The 19,335-nt window shown below is 58.7% G+C and carries 18 protein-coding genes; 4 read left to right on the top strand and 14 right to left on the bottom strand.

What is annotated here, in order from left to right:
- Window positions 1-135 precede the first annotated feature (135 nt).
- The 9 genes from IFT84_RS10940 to IFT84_RS10900 form a co-directional block, all read right to left on the bottom strand.
- A complete protein-coding gene (locus IFT84_RS10940; protein WP_192119733.1) occupies window positions 136-1,272 on the bottom strand; it encodes a CoA transferase in 1,137 nt (378 codons plus the stop codon).
- Between the two features lie 32 nt (window positions 1,273-1,304).
- Window positions 1,305-2,492 (bottom strand): acyl-CoA dehydrogenase, encoded by a 1,188-nt coding sequence (locus tag IFT84_RS10935; RefSeq protein WP_192119285.1) that lies wholly within the window; start codon window positions 2,490-2,492, stop codon window positions 1,305-1,307.
- Between the two features lie 224 nt (window positions 2,493-2,716).
- Window positions 2,717-3,937: an L-2-hydroxyglutarate oxidase gene (gene lhgO / locus IFT84_RS10930; RefSeq protein ID WP_192119283.1), complete on the bottom strand. Its 1,221-nt coding sequence runs from the start codon at window positions 3,935-3,937 to the stop codon at window positions 2,717-2,719.
- Between the two features lie 65 nt (window positions 3,938-4,002).
- On the bottom strand, window positions 4,003-4,944 hold the full coding sequence (locus tag IFT84_RS10925) for a nucleoside hydrolase (RefSeq protein WP_192119281.1): 942 nt from the start codon (window positions 4,942-4,944) through the stop codon (window positions 4,003-4,005).
- Window positions 4,945-4,957: 13 nt separating this feature from the next.
- Complete coding sequence (locus IFT84_RS10920; RefSeq protein ID WP_192119279.1) at window positions 4,958-5,992, bottom strand: nucleoside hydrolase; 1,035 nt, start codon at window positions 5,990-5,992, stop codon at window positions 4,958-4,960.
- Between the two features lie 25 nt (window positions 5,993-6,017).
- On the bottom strand, window positions 6,018-7,016 hold the full coding sequence (locus tag IFT84_RS10915) for an ABC transporter permease (RefSeq protein ID WP_192119277.1): 999 nt from the start codon (window positions 7,014-7,016) through the stop codon (window positions 6,018-6,020).
- Window positions 7,004-8,074 carry an ABC transporter permease gene (locus tag IFT84_RS10910; RefSeq protein WP_192119275.1) on the bottom strand — a complete coding sequence of 357 codons (1,071 nt, stop codon included), beginning with the start codon at window positions 8,072-8,074 and terminating at the stop codon, window positions 7,004-7,006. The genes IFT84_RS10915 and IFT84_RS10910 overlap by 13 nt, the downstream gene beginning before the upstream one ends.
- Window positions 8,071-9,600, bottom strand: a complete 1,530-nt coding sequence (locus IFT84_RS10905) for an ABC transporter ATP-binding protein (protein WP_192119273.1) — start codon at window positions 9,598-9,600, stop codon at window positions 8,071-8,073. The genes IFT84_RS10910 and IFT84_RS10905 overlap by 4 nt, the downstream gene beginning before the upstream one ends.
- 177 nt (window positions 9,601-9,777) lie before the next feature.
- Window positions 9,778-10,779, bottom strand: a complete 1,002-nt coding sequence (locus IFT84_RS10900; RefSeq protein ID WP_192119271.1) for a BMP family lipoprotein — start codon at window positions 10,777-10,779, stop codon at window positions 9,778-9,780.
- Between the two features lie 270 nt (window positions 10,780-11,049).
- Here IFT84_RS10900 and IFT84_RS10895 point away from each other — a divergent pair, with 270 nt between their 5' ends.
- Window positions 11,050-11,634, top strand: a complete 585-nt coding sequence (locus IFT84_RS10895) for an amino acid synthesis family protein (RefSeq protein WP_192119268.1) — start codon at window positions 11,050-11,052, stop codon at window positions 11,632-11,634.
- Window positions 11,631-12,227, top strand: coding sequence for an amino acid synthesis family protein (locus IFT84_RS10890; protein ID WP_192119266.1), 597 nt, complete (start codon window positions 11,631-11,633; stop codon window positions 12,225-12,227). Before IFT84_RS10895 ends, IFT84_RS10890 begins: the two co-directional genes overlap by 4 nt.
- A 137-nt stretch (window positions 12,228-12,364) precedes the next feature.
- Here the strand turns inward: IFT84_RS10890 and IFT84_RS10885 are convergent, their stop codons facing one another.
- The 3 genes from IFT84_RS10885 to IFT84_RS10875 form a co-directional block, all read right to left on the bottom strand.
- Entirely contained in the window at window positions 12,365-13,546 is a 1,182-nt protein-coding gene (locus IFT84_RS10885; RefSeq protein WP_192119264.1) for an amidohydrolase family protein, read from the bottom strand.
- Window positions 13,547-13,640: 94 nt separating this feature from the next.
- Window positions 13,641-14,186, bottom strand: coding sequence for a MarR family winged helix-turn-helix transcriptional regulator (locus IFT84_RS10880; protein WP_244651186.1), 546 nt, complete (start codon window positions 14,184-14,186; stop codon window positions 13,641-13,643).
- Between the two features lie 76 nt (window positions 14,187-14,262).
- Window positions 14,263-14,904 (bottom strand): cysteine hydrolase family protein, encoded by a 642-nt coding sequence (locus IFT84_RS10875; RefSeq protein WP_192119260.1) that lies wholly within the window; start codon window positions 14,902-14,904, stop codon window positions 14,263-14,265.
- A gap of 377 nt (window positions 14,905-15,281) precedes the next feature.
- On the opposite strand from IFT84_RS10875, the gene IFT84_RS10870 reads away from it, so the two are divergent.
- Window positions 15,282-16,127: an NAD-dependent epimerase/dehydratase family protein gene (locus IFT84_RS10870; protein WP_192119258.1), complete on the top strand. Its 846-nt coding sequence runs from the start codon at window positions 15,282-15,284 to the stop codon at window positions 16,125-16,127.
- Window positions 16,128-16,154: 27 nt separating this feature from the next.
- Window positions 16,155-16,961, top strand: coding sequence for an SDR family NAD(P)-dependent oxidoreductase (locus IFT84_RS10865; RefSeq protein WP_192119256.1), 807 nt, complete (start codon window positions 16,155-16,157; stop codon window positions 16,959-16,961).
- Window positions 16,962-16,979: 18 nt separating this feature from the next.
- Here IFT84_RS10865 and IFT84_RS10860 read toward each other — a convergent pair whose 3' ends face one another.
- On the bottom strand, window positions 16,980-18,227 hold the full coding sequence (locus IFT84_RS10860) for a class II aldolase (protein WP_192119254.1): 1,248 nt from the start codon (window positions 18,225-18,227) through the stop codon (window positions 16,980-16,982).
- A 75-nt stretch (window positions 18,228-18,302) separates the two neighbouring features.
- Entirely contained in the window at window positions 18,303-19,334 is a 1,032-nt protein-coding gene (gene lsrB / locus IFT84_RS10855) for an autoinducer 2 ABC transporter substrate-binding protein LsrB (protein ID WP_192119252.1), read from the bottom strand.
- Window position 19,335: the final 1 nt, after the last annotated feature.

Raw genomic sequence — 19,335 nt, 5'->3', positions numbered from 1 at the left:
TTTTTCACCGAGCCTACAGGGTCTGTTTCCATTATGGAATCCAATTGTAGCATTAGCTGGCTTCGATTAGCGCGATGTAAAACTGGAGTCAGCCGTTACGATCGTCATGAACGGTACATCTGATCCATATCGCCACTAAAGTCCCTTCAAAATTTCGTCCGTATGCTCGCCAAGCCGTGGCGAACGACGAGAGAGAGCCAGCTCTGCATCTGAAAACACGATCGGTGTGCGAACCCCCGGTACGCCATCGACATCGATCTTCATCCTGCGCGCGGTGAACTGCGCATCGGCAAACAGCTCAGCCACCGTGTTGATGGGCCCTGCGGGAACGCCGATCGCGTCAAGTCTGGCAAGAATATCCGCCTTCGTCCATAGCCGTGTCTTGCCCTCGATCGCATCAGTCAATTGAGTACGATTTTCGACGCGCGCCCCGTTCGTTGCAAATCGTGGATCGAGGGCCATGTCGGCAAGGTCAAGCAGGATGGCAAGACGTGCAAACTGGGCGTCGTTGCCGCAAGCGATGATGATGTGCCCATCCAAAACGGTGACGGTCTGGTAGGGAGCGATGTTGGGATGGGCGTTGCCGAGCCGCTTGGGCGCGGTGCCGGTTGCAAGATAATTCATTGCCTGATTGGCGAGAACGCCACCCATGCAGTCGAGCAGTGAAATGTCGACCTGTTGTCCTCGTCCCGTTTGCGCCCGTTGCAACAAGGCAGCCTGAATGCCGACGACACCATAGAGGCCGCTGAAGATATCGGCGAAGGCAACACCAACTTTTTGCGGTGGGCCATCGGGCTCACCCGTCAGGTCCATGATTCCAGACATACCTTGGATCATGAAATCATAGCCAGCTTTGTGCGCCTGCGGGCCGGTCTGCCCGAAGCCGGTGATTGAACAGTAGATCAAGCGAGGATTAACTTTGGCAAGACTGGCATAGTCCAGCCCGTATTTCGCCAGACCTCCCACCTTGAAGTTCTCTATCACGACATCCGCCGTCTGAATCAGCGCCTTCACGGTCGCTTGCCCCTCTTGCGTTGCAAAATCCAGCACGACACCGCGCTTTCCGCGATTGCAGGCATGGAAATAGGCCGCCGACTCCTCCTGACCGTCATTGAGATAAGGCGGCCCCCAGCGCCTCGTATCGTCGCCCTCCGCGCTTTCGACCTTGATGACATCCGCTCCAAGATCGGCAAGGGTTTGTCCGATCCATGGCCCTGCCAGAATGCGAGCAAGTTCGATCACGCGAAGACCTTCTAGCGGTGCGGACATGATGGAAACTCCTGCTGAGCGTGAATTGGACGACGTCAAAAGAACGCCTGCAAGCCTGTCTGGGCGCGTCCGAGGATCAGCGCGTGTACATCATGCGTGCCCTCGTAAGTATTGACGGTCTCGAGGTTTTGGGCGTGCCGCATCACGTGGTATTCAATCTGGATTCCGTTTCCGCCATGCATGTCGCGGGCTTGACGAGCAATATCCAGTGCCTTGCCGCAATTGTTGCGCTTGATCAGAGAAATCATCTCGGGCGCGAAGCGATGTTCGTCCATCAGACGCCCGACCCGCAGCGAAGCCTGAAGACCGAGCGCGATTTCCGTCTGCATATCCGCAAGCTTTTTCTGGAACAGCTGGGTCGCCGCAAGTGGCCGCCCGAATTGTATGCGATCGAGACCATAGGCACGGGTCCGTTCCCAGCAGTCTTCGGCAGCCCCCATCACGCCCCATGAAATGCCGTAACGCGCCCGGTTCAGGCATCCGAAAGGACCCTTCAGGCCGGAGACGCCCGGTAGCAAAGCATCCTCATCCACCTCAACGCCCTCCATGACGATCTCGCCGGTGATCGAGGCACGCAGGCTGAGCTTGCCGCCAATCTTCGGGGCTGACAGCCCTTCCATGCCCTTTTCCAGAATGAACCCGCGAATGGCATTGTCATGCGCAGCCGATTTGGCCCAGACCACGAAGACGTCGGCGATGGGGGAGTTGGAAATCCACATTTTCGTGCCATGCAGCCGATAGCCCGTGTCTGTCTTCTCGGCTCTGGTCTTCATACCGCCCGGGTCGGAGCCGGCATCGGGCTCGGTCAAGCCAAAACATCCGATCAGGTCGCCTGAGACAAGACCGGGAAGATAACGATCCTTTTGCGCCTCGCTGCCATAGGCATAGATAGGGTAGATTACCAGCGAACTCTGCACACTCATCATGGAGCGATAGCCGGAGTCCACGCGCTCTATCTCACGGGCCACCAGCCCATAGGCGACATAGCTCGCCCCGGCTGCACCATACGTCTCCGGCAGGGTCAATCCCAACAGTCCCGCGCGGCCCATGGCGCGGAAGAGGCCCGGGTCGGTCGTCTCATCAAGATAGGCGTCCTTGATCCTTGGAGAGAGTTCATTCTGCGCGAAGGCCCGTGCGGCGTCGCCGATCATACGTTCCTCGTCGCTCAATTGATCATCGAGCAAAAAGGGATCGTTCCAGGAAAAGGGTGCCGTGTCGCTCATGTCGCTCTCCGTGTTGTCTGATCCACGCGCCCGAACATTTGGCGCACGCACATTCTGTTTCGTCTTGCGTCACATCGCGTTCTGACACTACGTCATCTTACCGTGATGCTTCTTATCACATCCAGAGCACTTCCGGTGAACACGTGTTCACCGGAAGTGCTCTGACTCCTTGTTTTGTCGCATTGTCCGGACGTGAAAACGACTTCGTTTTCACTGGAAATGCTTCAGCCCCTGTTACCGCCTGCGTGCCACCCGAACAACGCGGCGGCACGGTCGGCGAGATTGCAGGCAATCGGCATCGCGGATGTTGCGGCGGGAGACGGAGCGTTGCAGACATGAATCGTTCGGCGGGTTTCGCGTATCAAGAAATCATGGGCAAGGCTCCCGTCCGCAAGAACCGCCTGCGCGCGTATGCCGGACCGGTAAGGCAGAAGGTCGCTCAGGTTCAGCTCCGGGCAGTAGCGACGGCAGAGCGCGAGATAACGCCGTTTGCTGAGCGAATTGGCCATTTCCGACAGGCCCGACCGGACATTGCTGCGCACGAGACGGCGAAAACCGGGATAGGCAATCATGTCCTTGAGGTCGCGGATATTGACATCGAAAAATCGGTATCCCTCCCGCGCAAAGGCGAGGACCGCATTCGGCCCCACTGTGACATAGCCGCCAATCATCTTTGTAAGGTGTACGCCCAGAAATGGCAGCGCGGGATCGGGAACAGGGTAGATCAGATGGTTGACGATCCGGTCCTGATCGGACCCCAGCCGATAATATTCGCCGCGGAAAGGCACGATGCGGAAGTCGAGTTCGAGGCCACAAAGCCGCGCCAGCCTGTCGGCCATGATACCCGCGCAGGCGATAACGTGCCGAGCATGGATCTCTCCATTCAGAAGCTTAATACGAACGGCGTCGACGTCTTCGCGAAGGGTAACGACCGCGGCCCCTGTACGGATCTCGACGCCCCTTTCGGTCAGGATTTCTGCCATCTTGCGGGCAATCATCCCGTAATCAACAATGCCGCTGGTCGGCACGAACAGGGCTCCGACGCCGCGAATATGCGGTTCTCGACGGACAAGCTCCATTGCATCCAGCCGTTCCACAGGCAAGCCGTTTTGTTGGCATCGGTCCTGCAGAGCTGCAAGACGCGACATCTGGTCAGGGGCGGTTGCCACGAGCATCTTTCCACACTGCTCGAACGGAATGCCGTACTCGCGGCAGAAATTGATCGTCGTCCGCACGCCTTCCCTGCAAAACTGCGCCTTGAGGCTGCCCGGTTGATAATAGACCCCGGCATGGATCACGCCGCTGTTTCGCCCGGTCTGGTGTGTTGCAACCTCGGCCTCCTTTTCCAGCACCACGATGGACAGTCCTGGAAGACGGGTTGATATTTCCAGCGCGGACGCAAGCCCGACAATTCCGCCTCCGATGATGGCGAGATCATAAGCCACCGCTATTACTCCTCCCGTTCTGTCGGTCCTCACCCAGATGCAGGTACTATACACATCACGAGCAATTACGGTGTCCCGGGCGCATCGCGCAGCAAGTCGAACATCAGTTTGAAGAAGCGGTCACTGTCAACCTCGTAGGCAATGCGGGCATTGTCTGGCTCACCGCGTTCCTTCCAGAAATCAGCAACCGTGGCGCCAAAGGCGAAAGTCCCGTCAAGGTCAACCGCGATGTGCGCCGGTCTCGTGCGCACCAGCGTCGGGTCTATCACGAGCGCCAGCGCCAGAGGATCGTGCATTGCACCGCCAACGCCCATGGAATTGCGATGCAGCTTCTCATAGAAGCGCAGCCAGTCCATGACGAGCCTGCCAAGCTCGGTGTCGATCGTCGCAAGTTCCTCGTATTCGGCCTCCTCGACCAGAACCTGCATGGTAACATCGAGCCCGACCATGGTTACGGGCACGCCGCTGTCCAGGACCAGTTTCACGGCCTCCGGATCGCAGAAGGCGTTGAACTCTGTCGGCGTTATGATTTCGCTTTTGCGGTAGAACACGCCGCCCATCCAGATCAGTTCCTTGATCTTCGCCAGCACCTCTGGGTACTTGAGGACAAGCAGGCCGATATTGCTCAGCGGCCCCGTCGCCACGACGATGATCGGCTCGGGCGCTTCGAGCAGCTTCATTGCGAGGAAATCCACCGCATGCTGGCTGACCGGCTCACGTTGCGGCATCGGCAGGTATGGAGAACCTTCAAGACCGCTCGGGCCATCTGCTGTTCCCAGCACCAGCGGACGGGCGAGCGGATTTTTGCAGCCCGCTGCAACCGGCACGTCGGTGGCACCAATATAGTCCAGAATGCGGATGGCGTTGGAGGTTGTTTTTTCAAGTTCGGCATTGCCGCACGTGGTGGTTACGCCAACAAGCTCGATATCTGGCGAGCGGTGCGCCATAACAAGGGCTATGGCGTCGTCATGGCCCGGATCGCAGTCGTAGAGGATGGGTGTCGGCATCGGAAACGGTCCTTCAGGCTGCGGTACCAAGACCGGCAGTGCGTGCAAAGCGCGCCATGGTGGCCTTGAAGATAGAAAGGAAGCGGCGACCATCGAGGCCGATGGCGATACGGGTGGTTTTAGGGCCATCACCCCCGGGCAGGATCTGGTGGCCGCGATAGGCGACCACCTGTCCCCGCGCGACGCCCTTTTCGATGACCACATCGGCAAAGAGCGGTGCGGTTGTGGTCACCAGATCCGGCGCGAACGCCAGCGCAACGGTAATGACATCGTCCATCGGGAAGCCGACCAGGCCGAAAAATTCCCGCCAGATGTCAATGTAGATTGGAAAAACATCGCCGATCATCGAGATGACAGGATTGTCGGTGGTGCTGGATGCCATGTCGGCGAGATCGTCACGGGTCAACATGCTATCGGCGACGCGGTTGTCCTCACAGATGTCCAGCGGCACCAAAATCTTTTCGACGTCAGCGTTCAGCACAATGCGGGACGCCTCCGGATCGGCCCAAATATTATATTCAGACAACGGCGTCATGTTGCCGGGCGTGGTGAAATTGCCGCCAAGCACCAACATGTTTTTCAAAAGTCTTGGTAATTCGGGTTCTTGAAGGAACGCAAGCGCCGCGTTGGTTGTCGGCCCGGTGGTGATCAACGTGATCTCGCCGGGACTGGCCTTAACCGTCTCGATGATGAAATCGACCGCGTGTTTGGGATTGGCCTGCCGTTTCGGCTCCGGTGCCTTCGGATTAAACGCCTTCAAACGGTCGCCGAAGCGCGCCGTCAGCCGCTTTTCAAAGTGGACTGGAGCTTCCATTGCCGCTTTCGCATGGCCGACGATCGGTCGCCACGCACCGGCATGGACTGGAATGTCGTCCCGTCCGGCGAGTGAAAGCGTGTTGAGGACGACATCCGTTACCTGCTTGATCGGGCCCGCTGCACCGGTGACGGTCGTTATGCCTTCCAGCGTGATGTCGGGATGGGCGGCGGCAAACAGCACGGCGAGAATGTCGTCGCCGGCGGAGTCCACGTCGAGAATGATGCGCTGCATGGGAAGCCTTCGAGGTCTCAAGATTTCAGGAACGGGGAAGCGGCGCGTCGCGATCAGCTTCCCCGGAGCGATGGACGGACAGGGCACGGCGGATGGTTTCGACCGTCTCGCGGATCCGCTTCGGCCGCGCGCGCCAGGACAGCGCGAACAGGGCAACGAGCGCCACAGCGTATGGCACCGCCAGAACCAGGTAAGACGGAAAGCCGAAGGTTTGCAGCCGGAGCGAGAAGGCATCGGCAAAGCCGAACAGCAGACAGCCAGCCAGCACCTTCAGCGGGTCGCCGCCAGAAAAGATGAGAATTGCGACCGCCATGAACCCTCGTCCGGAGGACATGTTTTCGGTAAACATCGTGATGTAGCCGAGCGACATGTGCGCACCCGCCAGTCCGGCGAACAGGCCGCAGAGCAGCGATGCCGCATAGCGGATCCATACGATGGAGATACCCAGCGCCTCGGCCGCTTCCGGCTTTTCGCCGACCACGCGTATGTAGAGGCCGAGCCGCGTGCGATTGTAGAAAATGATGAGAAGCGGCACGGCGAGGAAGGCGACGTAGACGAGCGGCGTATAGCCCGAGATCAGCTGTGCGGTTGAGGGTCCGAGCAGATCGCGCGCACCGGGGATCTGCACCTTCGGCAGGCCGACAATGCCACGCCCGACCACGGAGCCGCGTGTTCCGAAAATCGCCTTCAGGAGCGAAACGGTGATGCCGCCAGCCAGAATATTGAGCGCCAATCCCACGACAACCTCGTTTGCCCGGAAACTGACCACCAGCACGGCATAGATGAGGGCGAAGACGAGGGCGGCGAAAACACCGATGACCATTCCGCCCAAAGACGAGCCTGTATAAATCGAGCCGACGACGGCAAAGAAGGCGGCGATCAGCATCTGGCCTTCCAGGCCGATGTTGAAGATTCCGGCCTTGGTGGTGAAGGAGCCGCCAAGGGCTACCAGCAGGATCGGCGTCGTGGTGCGGATGGTTGCCACCAACAGCGCAACGTTGAACAGGTTGCTCAGAATTTCCATCGGCGCTCTCCAGTGCGGTCGCCTCGTCGGCGCATCATGAGATCGGCAGATACGGCCAGGATGATCAGCGCCTGAATGACCGTTATGATCTCGCGCGAAGCAGTGGTATCAACCTCGAGCAGCAGGGAGCCTGCCCTAAGCGCACCAAAAAACAGTGCCGTAAAAATGGTGCCGATGGGCGAGCCGTTGGCCAGCAGAGCCGCGATGAGTCCATCGAAACCGAAGCCGGGCGCAAAGCCCTCCATAAACCTGTGGTGAACGCCGAGCGTTTCGACCCCGCCTGCTAGGCCGCCAACGGCACCCGACACGAGCAGGACGCCAAAGCCGACGCGACGCACATTGACGCCGCCATATTCCGCGAACTTGGGCGCAGAGCCGACCATCGTCACGGCATAGCCCGCAGACGTCCAGCGGAAGAAGGCGGCAACGCCGACCGCCAGAGCCAGTCCGATCAGCAAGCCAATGTTGAGCCGCGAGAAAGAAAACAGTTCCGGCAAATATGCGCTCGGCAGGATTGGTGGCGTTTCCGACCATCCGCCCGGGCGTTTAAAGAGAAAGATGGTCAGATAGGACGTGAGTAGCGTCGCGATGTAATTGGCAAGGATGGTCGACACCACCTCGTCGGTGCCGAAACGAACTCGGAAAAACGCAGGAATTGCTACCCAGAGCGCACCGGCAACCACAGCCAGTGTCATAGCGGCAAGCACGTGCAGAACGGGCGGCAGTGAAAAGGCGAAGCCCACCCAGGCGGCGGCGAACCCGCCGAGAAAAAGCTGTCCCTCGATACCGACGTTGAACATTCCACCGCGAAGGGCAATGCAGGCGGCAATACCGCAAATGAGGATAGGCGTCGTCTGCAGCAGAGTTCCCGCAATCTTTTCCGTGTCGCCGAATGCGCCTCGCATCAGTGTAAGGAAGACAGCGACCGGACTTTCGTCGATCAGGAGAATGATGATTGCGCCCAGCGCCAGCGCGATGGCGAAGGCGAGTGCCTGGCCCATCAGCGTTCGCGCCAGCCCTTTGGAAAAGAGCCCTCGGAAGAGCAGGCGGTTCGTCATGTGGCCTCCGTCATGTCTGCCGGATTGATCCCGGCCATCATCAGTCCGATTGCGTCCTCGTCCATTTCTGCTCCATCGACGCTGCCCATAATCCGGCCATCGAACATCACAAGGATCCGATCGGCCAGCGCCTTCAGTTCATCGAGCTGGGTGGATATGAGAAGGATGGCGCGGCCATCGGCGCGTTGACGCATGATTTCGTCATGAATCGCCTCCTGCGCCCCGATATCCACACCACGGGTGGGCTGGTCGATGAGAAGCACGTCCCCACCGGCCGTGAACTCTCGCGCCAGCACGACCTTCTGGATATTGCCGCCCGACAAGCTGCGCGCCGGATCCTTTGGGCCGCGCGCGCGGATGTCGTATCGCTGAATCAGAGCGCGCATGGCCTCATGCACCGCCGCCCAGTCAATAACGCCGTGGCGTGCAAATGGCTTTTTCTTTTGACGACCCATCAGCATGTTTGCGGACAGAGTTGCATCGCGGTCGACACCGCGCACCATACGGTCCCCCGGAACGTGGGCAAGCCCGCGGTTGCGGATTTCGGCCGGTGTCCGGTCGAGGATGTCGTGTCCGTGAAGTTGTACGCTGCCGTTACTTGCAGGCCGCAGCCCCGCGAGAACCTCTGCAAGTTCTGTCTGCCCATTGCCGGCGACCCCGGCTATGCCGACGATCTCCCCGGAGCTGACCGTCAAACTCACCGACTTCAAAGCCGGTAGCCACCGGTCGTCCCTTGCCCAAAGATCAGTAACGTTGAGCGCCACAGCGCCATCGTTTCGAGTTCGGGGACGACGGTCGAAGCTGATGTCGCGGCCTACCATGAGCCGCACAAGTTCACGCTTGGTCAACGCGCTCTTTGCCTTCGTGGCAACGACACGGCCGTCGCGAAGCACGGTGACAGTGTCGGAAACCGCCATCACCTCTTCAAGGTGGTGCGAAATGAAGATGACGGTCATGCCATCGTCCACGAAGCCCCGCAACGTCTGGAACAGATCATGGCTTTCCTGCGGGGTCAGAACGGCAGTGGGTTCGTCAAGAATAATGGTTCGTGCGTTGCGCGCCAGAACCTTAAGAATTTCGATGCGCTGCTCGATGCCAACCGAAAGCCCCGCCACCCGCTCTTGCGGATCGACCCGCAAGCCGAACTTTTCCGAAAGAAAGCGAGTGCGCTCCACTTGCGCTGCCCGGTCGATCAGTCCGTTCTTTCGTATCTCCATGCCAAGAAAAATATTGTCGGCCACTGTCAGCGAGGGCACCAGCTTGAAGTGCTGGTGCACCATGCCCAGTCCCTCAGCGATAGCGACCGCAGGACTATCGATCAGCATTGTTTTGCCGCCAATCGCGATGCTGCCGGCATCCGGTTGCAGCAGGCCGAACAGGATGTTCATCAGCGTCGTTTTACCGGCGCCGTTCTCGCCTATAATCGCGTGAATTTCACCGCGACGAACCGTAAGATTGATACTGTCATTGGCGGTGAACGCGCCGAAGCGCTTGGTGATACCAGTAAGATCGACGGCAAAGTCCATAAAGCATACCGAGGCAGGAGAGGAAAGGCGGTGGTTCACGCACGAAAGACTGGAAACGTACGTCGACAGTCGTCGACGTACCTCTGGTTGAATGCGCGGCGCGCGCTCGTGTCGCCGGTTGAAGTAGAGCTGCGAGCCGTGAACGGCGGACATTGCCCGCCGTCAGGCCGGACCGTCTTATTTCGCGCGGGCGATCTGGATCTTGCCAGCGACCACATCCGCGCGGATGGCCTCCAGCTTCTCCTTGACCGAAGTCGGGAGCTTTGCTGCGACATCGTCGCACACCTTCACCTCGACGCCGCCCGAGGCGAGATCGAAGGTACGCGTTCCCGGCATGACCTTGCGCCCTTCAATTTCGTCCTTGATAATGGCGTAGACAGCGACGTCCCCGCGCTTCAGCATACTGGCCAGCACATTACCGGGCGCAGTGGAGCACATGTCGATATCGACCCCAAGCGAATATTTGTCAGCGGCGGCACTGGCCTGCATGACGCCCTCGCCCGTTGGACCGGCAACGTTGTAGACGATGTCGGCACCCTGCCCGTATAGCGCCATAGCAAGTTCGCTACCCTTTGCCGGGTCGTCGAACGTGCCTGCGAAGACCGAATTCACCTTCACGTCGGGCGCTGCATATTTCGCGCCCTGCTCGTAACCGCCGAGGAAGTTGCGGATGACTGGAATGTCGCGGCCGCCAACAAAACCGATTGCCTTGCCATCGCCGATCTTGTCGAAATCTGGCCCCAAGTCTTGCACAAGGCCTGCGAGCGCACCGGCGATAAACGAGCCCTGCTCTTCGGCGAAATTGGCGTAGACCATGGTCTTCGCGTCGAGAACGCCGTCGATAAAGACAAACCGCTGGTTGGGATACTGGGCACCCACCTTCTGCAACGCATCCACCAGTTCCCAGCCCATGACAAAAATCAAATCATATTGGCCGCTTTTGGCGAGATTGGCGAATTGTTCCTCATAATCGAGCGCCCGATTGCCGGTGTCGACAAGCTTGAGATCGATGCCGAAATCGTCCTTGGCCTTGTTCAGCCCATTAACAATGGAAATGCCGAACCCTTGTGCGAAATAGCCTGAAATGGCCGCGATATGGACCTTCTCGGCAGCAGCGGACGGAAGGGCGGATGCTGCCAGCACGACGCCGGCCGCTAAGAAGCGGGCAAAAATCTTCATTGTGGTTCTTCCCTCTGGTAGCCTTAACGGCAAATCCATCCACGGTCTTAAAGCCGAATTAGTTGATGGTCATACGAATATTGTGTCGACTATCAGTTCTTGTCAATCGCTTTTTCGGGTTTTTTTCATTTGTCGATAAAGCTGCCAACAATTGCGTCTTGGCGACACTTCGTTCGACAGCAAAGTGTATTGTGCCGGTTTTTTAACGACCTGACTTGACAATGCCCGACCACGATGGATTGTTACTACTCTAACAAGTTGGAGGGATGCATGGCAGACGTGACCGTACGCAAATTCGTCGTTTCAGTGGATGAGATTTTCCATGAGGGAGGTCCGGTCACTGAGACGCCTCTGCGGCGCGCCTGCGTGCTTGCGGTGATTGAGAACCCGTTTGCCGGTGCCTATGTCGAGGACATCGCCTCTTTTATGGACGACCTGAAGCCGCTTGGGCTGGAGATGGCGCGCCGCCTGATCGCTGCTCTGGGTGGCGATCCAGCTGTGGTTGAAGGCTACGGCAAGGGCGCGATCGTCGGGTCGGCTGGAGAGCTGGAACACGCAGCCCTCTGGCATAATCCGGGCGGTTATTCCATGCGTGAATTGCTGGGTGATGCCCGTGCTATCGTTCCCTCGACCAAGAAGGTCGGCGGACCGGGCACGCGCCTCGATGTCCCGATTACCCATATCAACGCATCATACGTCCGTAGCCATTTCGATGCGGTTGAGGTGGGTATCGGCGACGCGCCGCGAGCAAATGAGATGGTACTCGCTCTGGCGATGACCACAGGTCCACGTGTGCATGCGCGTGTTGGCGGATTGAAGGCCAGCGAAATCAAGGGTCAGGATGGCCTGAGATGACCGAGAACACGACAATAGGATTGCGCCGTATCATAACCGTGGTTGAAGAAACGCTGGTTGAAGGGGGACGAACGCTCAACAAACCGACGAGGCGTGCGGCATCCGTCGCTGTTATCCACAACCCCTTCGCCGGTCGCTATGTCGAGGATCTTTCACCGCTCGAAGCTGTTGGCCGGGTACTCGGGCATATTTTGCCGGAGAGGGCGGTGGCGGCCTTAGGCATTGAGGGGTCACGGGTCGAAAGTTTCGGCAAGGCTGTGCTTGTCGGGGAAGATGGTGAGTTGGAACACGCAGCCGCGTTGATGCATCCCGAGCTTGGTGCACCGTTTCGGTCAATTCTGGGCGGTGGCGCAGCGCTGATTCCCTCCTCCAAGAAGCGCGGTGCGCCGGGGGCGACCTTCGATATCCCGCTTGGACACAAGGATGCCGCGCGCGTGCGCAGCCATTTCGATGGCATGGAGGTTCGCGTGCCCGATGCTCCCCGCGCCGACGAAATAGCGGTGGCGATCGCAGTTACCGACAGTGGCCGACCGCATCCACGCGTCGGCGGCCTGACAGTGGACAAGGTCATCGGCAAGGATGGTATGGTCTGATCCGACGGCAGATCCTGTGTTTCACTGGACCTGCCAACTGCCTGTTGTGTCGGATTGTCCAGACGTCAAAACGACGTAATTTCCACTGGAAATCGTCCAGCGCCGTCGGCGCTGATCGAAGCGGTTGATGTGCCTTCCTACCCGGCCAGAAGTTCCGGTACGAGGATTGAGGGCGGCGTGTTGCGGCTGCGGGTAATACGGGGCACCCCATCCACCAGAATCATGCCGATGCCCGGCATATTCCCAAGCGTCATGCTGTCAAGAACACCGTCGCCGGCGCCGCCCATCGCCTGATCGATGAAGACAAGATCGGCGGCAAGGCCCACGGCAATCCGTCCCCGGTCCTTTAAACCGCGCAGACGTGCAACGTTACCTGTGGCAAGGCAGATCGCAACTTCCGGCGCGAGATTGCCGAGAGACGCCAGCATGGTGACGAGCCGGAGCATGCCAAGCGGCTGGACGCCTGAGCCTGCGGGCCCGTCCGTACCGAGCACCAGACGGTCGAGAGCTCCGACCTCGCGCACGGTATCGAGCACAAAAAGGCCGGCACGCATATTTCCGTTGTGGACAATCTCAAGCCCGCGAGAACTTTTCTCGCAGATGAGACGGAGCTCGGCTTCAGGCAGGGACGTCGGGCCGCCATTCAAATGAGCGGCGACATCGGCATCGACCTCCAGCACGGTTTCCGCGCCGATGCGCGCCGAGCCGGGTATGGAATGGCCGCCGACATGCGTCATGGACGTCATGCCGTTCTGCCGCGCCCAGCTTACCATCTGCCGACCGGTTGCTCCGTCCTTGACGGACCCCAAGCCGACCTCACCAACAAGCGTGATGCCCGCAGCTGCAAGTTCCACGAAGTCGGATTCCGTTAGTCCGTGTTCCAGTATCAATGCGCCGGCCAGCACCTTCATGCCGGTCGGCGAAAACGCGCTGAACGCGCGCTGGGCCGTGATGGCCAAGGCTTTGACGCCGATCACGTCCTTCGGACGTCCGGGCACATGCACTTCTCCGGCGGAGACCAGTGTCGTCACACCGCCATGCAAGGTGGAGTCAATCCAGCCAAGCTGGTTTTGTCGCGGTGTCCAGTCACCCATGGCGGGATGAGAGTGATTGTCAATCATGCCTGGCATGATGGCAGATCCCTTGGCATTGATCACCGTGATGTCGTCCGGGAGCGCCATGGCCGCTTCGCAGCCGATTTGAGATATCCGCCCGCCTTCAACAAGAATGGCGTCAGCTTTCTCGATTGGAGCCGCAATGTCGCCAGTGATCACCAGGCCAAGGTTTCGGATGAGAAGGCGGTCGAAGGATGGCTGCATCGTCGGATGTCCTCAAGGCTTGCAGATAAGAGCTTGGCAGTATTGCGTCGAAAGACGCATGTCGGTGCCGACCGCGCCTGCAGATTGGCTGGTCTTAGTCCGTTTCCGGTCCACCAACCCTGATTAAAAGGTCAAGCAGTGTTGCCTGCTCACCGGGCGAGAGAGGTGACAAAAGCAGGCGTGCCACCTGCATGGAGCGGTCGAGCAGGGGTAAGGTGTAGTGTACCCCCGCATTGGTCAACGTAATCATCGTCATGCGCTGGTCGGTATCCGAGCGCTTACGCGCAATAAGTCCGCGCTTCATCAGCGCCTTGACGACGAGGCTGATCGTAGAGGGATCCATCTGCGTCATGCGGCCAAGATGGTTCTGGGACAGCTCGCCGTGTTTCAGCAGGGTTGCGAGCGCGGCAAGTTGCGTTGGCGTCAGGTCGTCGCCGGGCATGACAGTCTGAAAGCAGGCCGTCGCCCGCTGGTGCGCGCGCCGCAGCAAATGCGCCGCGTGATGCTCCAGCGAATAACCGGTACGCGCATAATAAGCCTGGACTTCATCACGCCCCAATGCGGGAAGCTCGACAGCAGCGTTCTGGTCGCTCTCGTCCAGCGGTAAAGCGTCGGGGGAGCTCGGACTGATTTTATTCAAAGGGTCTTCCATTCAACGGATATATTTTGCAGCAATCAAACTGAAAATTAAGCTGTTGCTACTGCTTGCAATGCGTTCAGGCCGCAATCATGTTGGTCAGCGCGGTGCCCCGGCTGTATGCGGCAACGACAGATTTCGTATCGGAAACGATGCCGAAATGCGTGGCGATGTCATAGAGCGAGCTCTCCTGTTCTCGCGGCCCTGTGGCAGCACAGGCGTCCGCCGGTACGACCACTTCGTATCCATTGAAGAATGCGTCATGCACAGTGGAGCGAACGCAGATGTTGGTAACGACACCGCAGATGACAAGCTGATCAACCTGCATATCCTTCAGGGTAAGATCGAGATCTGTCTGGAAGAATGCGGAATATCGGCGCTTTGTGACGTGAATGTCAGTCTCCCTTGCCCCCAGGTCCTCAATGATTTCGGTTGCCCAAGTGTTTTCAAGCCCGTGCGGCGTGCGCTTTGCCCATTCACGTTCATGCCGCATTCCCGGACGGTGCGCATCATGAACCCATAAAACAGGCGCACCAGCTGCTCGCGCAGCCTCCACCAGTGCCAGTTGCGGGCCTACCAGAGCTTCATAGCCCGGCAGCACCATCTTGCCCCCCGGCTTGCAAAATTCGTTGATCATATCGATGACGATAACCGCACTGCGCTTTCCATCCAGGCGGATGTCCTGTTGTTCCAGATGAGCAGAAAAGACGTCGAGCGACATAGGCATCTCCGGGGTTGCGAGAAAGAACGGCATTCGCAAAACTCATTGATGATCAAACAAGCAAGCGAAGCCCGATGAAGTCAAGTGGTTTATTGCGTCCCTTGTGGGAATTTCGCGATACTTCCAAGCTTACAGGGCGGACATGACCCTTATCGGGTATCAAACCAAAGAGCGATGAGCGGCCTTGACATCAAGTATCGGATAAGACGTAATCGTATGACCATCAATGATGTGAACAGGGACTACTGTAGCCGAGGCCGGTCGTTTTTTAATTTGGTGCCAGTGATGTCATGTTTCACCCCCCAGCGAGTTGCAAAGCTCATCCTTATCTTCGGATTTGACCTCTGCAACATCGTTGATCGACGAAGGATTGCGAAATGAGTCGGATACTTGTGACCGGTTCGAGTGGTTTGCTCGGTCGTCATGTCGCTGCGAGTCTGATGGAACAAGGCCATGACGTTACCGGCCTCGACGTGAGTGCACCACCAGAAGGTGCATGCTGGTCTCATGTCGCTGGTGAAGCCGGTGAACTTGCGGTGGTCGCACAACTGGCCAAAGGCATGGATGCGCTCGTTCATATCGCCGCCGTTCCACGACCGACAGGCCGGGCAGCGACCGACGTGTTTCGTATCAACATGGCCGCCATGTACGCCGCCGTCGAAGCCGCGCGTCTTTGTGACGTTGAGCGGTTCGTTTATGCCTCGTCCTTCAGTGTGCTCGGTTTCCCTTTTTACGAGACGCCAGTTGTGCCGGCTTACTTGCCGGTCGACGAAGCGCATCCAATCGGCGCGCAGGACGTCTACGCAACAACAAAATGGCTGGGCGAAGAACTGGTAGAGACAATGGTTCGACGGAACGCATTCTCCGCCGTCAGCCTGCGTATGCCGTGGATTCAGACACCGGACACGTTTCATGCGGCCATCGGCCCGCGACGTTTGCACGCCGATGCCGCGCGCGACCTGTGGGCCTATATCGATGTGCGGGATGCTGCCGCGGCCTTTGTGGCGGCCGTGGAAAGACCTGTAACCGGCCACGCTCGGTTGTTCATCAGCGCGGCTGACAGCTATATGGACCGTGCCAGTGCGGACCTTGTCGCGCAGGCCTATGCAGACACCCCCATTCGCAAGCCTATGGACGACTATGCAGCACTGATCGACACCTCTGCTGCGCAAGCGTTGCTCAAGTTTGCGCCGCGCTATTCATGGCGGGATTATCCGGTTTGAAGATTTGAGCATGCAAGAGGAGTGGCAATGATGCGGTTCGTGGACAAAGTCGTGCTGGTTACAGGTGCTGCCGGAGCTATCGGGAGTGCGGCCGTGCGCCGTTTCATCGCCGAGGGCGCCCGCGTTGCTGTTGCCGATATTGATGTCGACAGGGCCCAGGCGCTGGCTGCGGAATTCGGCAACCGAGCGAAAGCATTTGCTGTAAACGTGGCGGATCCTGAATCAGCGTCATCCATGGTCGGCGACGTGGCGGCACATTTTGGCCGCATCGATGCGCTGTTCAACAATGCCGGGATCTCGGGCAAGGTTGCACCGGTTCATGAGCTTGCCATCGAGGACTGGCACCACATCGTCGCTATCAATCTCAACGGTATTTTCTACGTTCTGCGCGCGACACTTGCCGTGATGATCGAGGCCAAGATACAGGGTGCGGTGGTGAACATGGGGTCCTCCATGGCGGGCTGGGACGTGCTGGCCGGCGGTGCGGGCTACGCATCGACCAAGCATGCAATCGTTGGTCTTACCCGCATTGCCGCGCTGGATGCCGCACCTTATCAAATTCGTGTCAACGCCGTTTGCCCCGGCGTCATCGAGACGCGGCTTGGCGTCCCCGCCGGGGATGATGCCGCGTATGAGGCCGGAATCCGCCGGTTTTCCGATCGCATTCCCTTGCGTCGTATCGGCCAACCGGAAGATGTGGCTGCTACGGTTGCGTTTCTCGCCTCAGACGACGCCCGTCACGTCACCGGGGTCGACTGGCTGATCGACGGAGGGCAAACCCTGCAGAGCTGGGCCAACGCCCCCGACGCCGAGGCCTTCCCCCGCCAAGTGTAAGTCCACACGCACGGGCGTTCAGGTTGATTTCAGTTTTGCTTGCTCCAACGACCAATACTCCATGTCGAACAAATCGGCCTCGCCGATTGGGGTGAAGCGTCCGTAGTCTTCTGCAGCATTGATAGCGCGGGTTGCCTGTTCGCACAGGTCCCCGCCGATCCTGGCCGCCTTTTCATTGATACCAAGCGACAACATACCCTTATTGCGCACGATGATTACGCGCGGATAGGCGTCGAGCATGGTCTTGGACTCATGTGCCCGGACGGCGTTGCGCTGAAAATACGCTTTGTAACGCTCACTGTACGCGGCCAGTGCGTCTTTGATCGCGGGAACATCTGCGTCAGCTTCGATGATCATCGGCCAGGGTTTGATGCGGATAACGTGATCGGGTGTTACAGTCCCACGAAGACTGACGTCCTCGACATCGTCTCGCTGGACATAGTGCCGGATCGCTTCGGTCGAGCGGTAATCCATGAATAGCCCGGTGGCAAAGGGCGATTGTTTCTGGGACAGAACCTCTGTCAGGCGCGCTTTCAAACCGGGCTCGAGATGCTCATCACTTCGTTGCGGCCCGGACAGAAGGATACCCTTTCGCGATAATTCCTCTTCGGCCATCGTCACAAACTCAATCATCAGTTCGTAGGATGCACGCGCAGTAGAGGCAAAGGTAAACAGGCCATGGTTTTCCAGCCAGAGGCCTTCGCAGCCACTGTGGGTCCGATAAATCTTGTCGCCTTCGATCGAGAGATCGAAACCTGGCATGACGTAAGGCACAAACGCGACCCTGCTTCCGTAAATACGTTTCACCGTATCGCGCATATCCGGCTGATCGGCGAGCGCCAGAATAGCGGTCGCGTGCGTGTGATCCACAAAGGCGAAGGGCAGGAAAGCATGCAGCAGCGCCTCGACGGAGGGGTTGGGCGACGTCGGATCAACGAGGCTTGAACGGAGCAGTGCGACCATCTCCGGATCCGAGAGCCTCACACCGTCACGGGTGGCAAGCAGGGCCGGCATGCGAACAGCTGGAAGACCCGGCGCCTCAATGGTGTCGAGATCCCATCCGCTGCCTTTGATGTGCATCAACTCAGAGCCGTCATCCGCTTTTACCTTGACGGAGGTGTTGCCGCCGCCATGAAGGACAAGATCGGGGTCGCCGCCGATAATACGCGAGGTATAAATGCGAAGACCAAGCGCCTCGCTGTGGCCGGCAGCAAGCGCTGCATCCACATAGTGTTGAGCATCGGTGTCGTTCCAGCGGCTTTTCATGGTGCAAATCCATTGTCGGTTCAAATAGAAACGGGCGGTCGCAGATCGCAGCCGCCCGGCAATCAGCTTGCAAGATCAGAAGTCGAAATTGCCGATATTTTCTTTCGTAAAGACGGTGCGCTCGGGCAGCAGGACGATGCCGTTGCCATCGGCTTCGTAGTCGTAACCCTGCACCTTATTGGCCGAGACTTCGACCGTGCCGACACCCGGAATATCGAGCTTGTCGCCCACCTTCATCGGACCGTTCTTAATGACATGATCGGCCACGAAGACCGAGATCTTGCCCTGCTGCGTTACGTCCCAGAGACCGAAACGCTGAATGGTGCCGCGCTCGATGTAAGGACGCATAACGTTGGGGGTCGAGAAACCGACAATGGTAACGCCATCGGCCCGCTTCAGGTTTTCAGCCGCCTGGGCAGCGGCGGGAAGCGCATTGGCATCCGGCGCGATGATGGCGTCGAGATCCGGGTAGGTCTGCAAAATGCTTTCAGCTGTCTGCAATGACTTCTGGGCATCGTTGTAGCCATATTGAGTGGTGACGATTTCCCAGCCCGGATGTTCCTTGGCAATTTTCGCCTTTGCAGCTTCTGCCCACGCGTTTTGGTCCGTTACGGTCGGGCTGGAATAAAAGAACGCAACCTTGGCCTTTTCCTTGGTTACACCTTTTGCAGCCATTTCAACGAGCAGGCTGCCAAGTTGGTCCGGCGTTCCCTGGTTGATATAATAGCTGCGGCAGTCCGGGTTCACGTCGCTATCCCACGTCATAACCAACACGCCGCGCTCCATGGCGCGCTTTAAAGCCGGGCATAGACCGTCCGGTGAAACGGACGACACAATGATCGCGTTATAGCCCTGGTTGACGTAGTTGTTAATAAACTGCACCTGACCGGAGACGCTCGGCTCGGTCGGGCCGTCATAGGTGACCTTGGCACCCACTTCCTCGCCCGCCTTGACAGCACCCGCGCCTCCGCTGGTGAAAAAGCCGACACCCACGAGCTTGGGAATGAAGGCGATCTGGGATTCCGCCTGCGCGGTTCCAGCCGTGAGCATTGTCCCGGCAAGAAGGCCACCGACAAGCGCCGTGGATTTCAAGATTGTCTTGATCATT

Origin of the sequence: Rhizobium sp. CFBP 8762 (genome assembly GCF_014841565.1) — a bacterium.
Classification (GTDB): domain Bacteria; phylum Pseudomonadota; class Alphaproteobacteria; order Rhizobiales; family Rhizobiaceae; genus CFBP-8762.
Note: the sequence above shows the minus strand (reverse complement) of the source record. Positions and strands in the feature narration are given on the sequence as shown.

What these genes read in the sequence shown, in the direction of transcription:
- IFT84_RS10875 (WP_192119260.1), bottom strand. Translation starts at nt 14,904, where the DNA reads ATGTCGCTCGACGTCTTTTCTGCTCATCTGGAACAACAGGACATCCGC.
- IFT84_RS10870 (WP_192119258.1), top strand. Translation starts at nt 15,282, where the DNA reads ATGAGTCGGATACTTGTGACCGGTTCGAGTGGTTTGCTCGGTCGTCAT.
- IFT84_RS10935 (WP_192119285.1), bottom strand. Translation starts at nt 2,492, where the DNA reads ATGAGCGACACGGCACCCTTTTCCTGGAACGATCCCTTTTTGCTCGAT.
- IFT84_RS10885 (WP_192119264.1), bottom strand. Translation starts at nt 13,546, where the DNA reads ATGCAGCCATCCTTCGACCGCCTTCTCATCCGAAACCTTGGCCTGGTG.
- IFT84_RS10925 (WP_192119281.1), bottom strand. Translation starts at nt 4,944, where the DNA reads ATGCCGACACCCATCCTCTACGACTGCGATCCGGGCCATGACGACGCC.
- IFT84_RS10915 (WP_192119277.1), bottom strand. Translation starts at nt 7,016, where the DNA reads ATGGAAATTCTGAGCAACCTGTTCAACGTTGCGCTGTTGGTGGCAACC.
- IFT84_RS10895 (WP_192119268.1), top strand. Translation starts at nt 11,050, where the DNA reads ATGGCAGACGTGACCGTACGCAAATTCGTCGTTTCAGTGGATGAGATT.
- IFT84_RS10910 (WP_192119275.1), bottom strand. Translation starts at nt 8,074, where the DNA reads ATGACGAACCGCCTGCTCTTCCGAGGGCTCTTTTCCAAAGGGCTGGCG.
- IFT84_RS10905 (WP_192119273.1), bottom strand. Translation starts at nt 9,600, where the DNA reads ATGGACTTTGCCGTCGATCTTACTGGTATCACCAAGCGCTTCGGCGCG.
- IFT84_RS10890 (WP_192119266.1), top strand. Translation starts at nt 11,631, where the DNA reads ATGACCGAGAACACGACAATAGGATTGCGCCGTATCATAACCGTGGTT.
- IFT84_RS10865 (WP_192119256.1), top strand. Translation starts at nt 16,155, where the DNA reads ATGATGCGGTTCGTGGACAAAGTCGTGCTGGTTACAGGTGCTGCCGGA.
- IFT84_RS10860 (WP_192119254.1), bottom strand. Translation starts at nt 18,227, where the DNA reads ATGAAAAGCCGCTGGAACGACACCGATGCTCAACACTATGTGGATGCA.
- IFT84_RS10900 (WP_192119271.1), bottom strand. Translation starts at nt 10,779, where the DNA reads ATGAAGATTTTTGCCCGCTTCTTAGCGGCCGGCGTCGTGCTGGCAGCA.
- lsrB (WP_192119252.1), bottom strand. Translation starts at nt 19,334, where the DNA reads ATGATCAAGACAATCTTGAAATCCACGGCGCTTGTCGGTGGCCTTCTT.
- IFT84_RS10920 (WP_192119279.1), bottom strand. Translation starts at nt 5,992, where the DNA reads ATGCAGCGCATCATTCTCGACGTGGACTCCGCCGGCGACGACATTCTC.